The 896-nt window shown below is 47.4% G+C and carries 6 tRNA genes and 2 rRNA genes; all 8 read left to right on the top strand.

The annotated features are described in order from the left end of the window. Positions 1-90: ribosomal RNA gene (locus FOT98_RS31385) — 23S ribosomal RNA — on the top strand; the annotation flags it as partial. An 89-nt stretch (positions 91-179) separates the two neighbouring features. Beyond that, positions 180-295: ribosomal RNA gene (gene rrf, locus FOT98_RS31380) — 5S ribosomal RNA — on the top strand. Between the two features lie 9 nt (positions 296-304). Continuing rightward, positions 305-379: transfer RNA gene (locus FOT98_RS31375), tRNA-Asn, on the top strand. A gap of 4 nt (positions 380-383) precedes the next feature. After that, a tRNA-Thr gene (locus tag FOT98_RS31370) sits at positions 384-456 on the top strand. A gap of 21 nt (positions 457-477) precedes the next feature. Next, positions 478-552: transfer RNA gene (locus tag FOT98_RS31365), tRNA-Glu, on the top strand. A gap of 5 nt (positions 553-557) precedes the next feature. Next, positions 558-633 (top strand) — tRNA-Val (locus tag FOT98_RS31360). A 17-nt stretch (positions 634-650) separates the two neighbouring features. Then, a tRNA-Tyr gene (locus FOT98_RS31355) sits at positions 651-734 on the top strand. 65 nt (positions 735-799) lie between these two features. After that, positions 800-874 (top strand) — tRNA-Gln (locus tag FOT98_RS31350). The last annotated feature ends 22 nt before the right edge of the window (positions 875-896 follow it).

Raw genomic sequence — 896 nt, 5'->3', positions numbered from 1 at the left:
CCCTGAAAGATGATCAGGTTGATAGGTTCGAGGTGGAAGCGTGGTGACATGTGGAGCTGACGAATACTAATAGATCGAGGACTTAACCATATAATATGTAGCAATGTTATCTAGTTTTGAAGGAATATATATTAAAATTCCTTTTGACATTCTGAAAAGAATGTGTATAATGATAAAAGTCTGGTAATGATGGCAGAGAGGTCACACCCGTTCCCATACCGAACACGGAAGTTAAGCTCTCTAGCGCCGATGGTAGTTGGGACCTTGTCCCTGTGAGAGTAGGACGTTGCCAGGCTTGTATTATTCCGCAGTAGCTCAGCGGTAGAGCTATCGGCTGTTAACCGATCGGTCGTAGGTTCGATTCCTACCTGCGGAGCCATTATGCTTCCATAGCTCAGCTGGTAGAGTACTTCCATGGTAAGGAAGAGGTCACCGGTTCAAGCCCGGTTGGAAGCTTGGAAAAAGTTTTAAATTTTTGGCCCGTTGGTCAAGTGGTTAAGACACCGCCCTTTCACGGCGGTAACACGGGTTCGAATCCCGTACGGGTCACCACTTTTGGAGGATTAGCTCAGCTGGGAGAGCACCTGCCTTACAAGCAGGGGGTCGGCGGTTCGATCCCGTCATCCTCCACCATATATATTTTAAATGTCGGAGGGGTAGCGAAGTGGCTAAACGCGGCGGACTGTAAATCCGCTCCTTCGGGTTCGGCAGTTCGAATCTGCCCCCCTCCACCATTTTCTTTAAAATAACCTGAGAGGGTTTATTTTTTTGAAAAGATAACCATACTAGTAAATATTAATGGGCTATAGCCAAGCGGTAAGGCAACGGACTTTGACTCCGTCATGCGCTGGTTCGAATCCAGCTAGCCCAGCCATTTACGAGCCATTAGCTCAGTT

The organism is Bacillus sp. HY001 (assembly GCF_007558965.1).
GTDB lineage: Bacteria > Bacillota > Bacilli > Bacillales > Bacillaceae_G > Bacillus_A > Bacillus_A mobilis.
The sequence above is the reverse complement of the archived record's forward strand: the minus strand, read 5'-3'. Positions and strand labels throughout refer to the sequence as shown.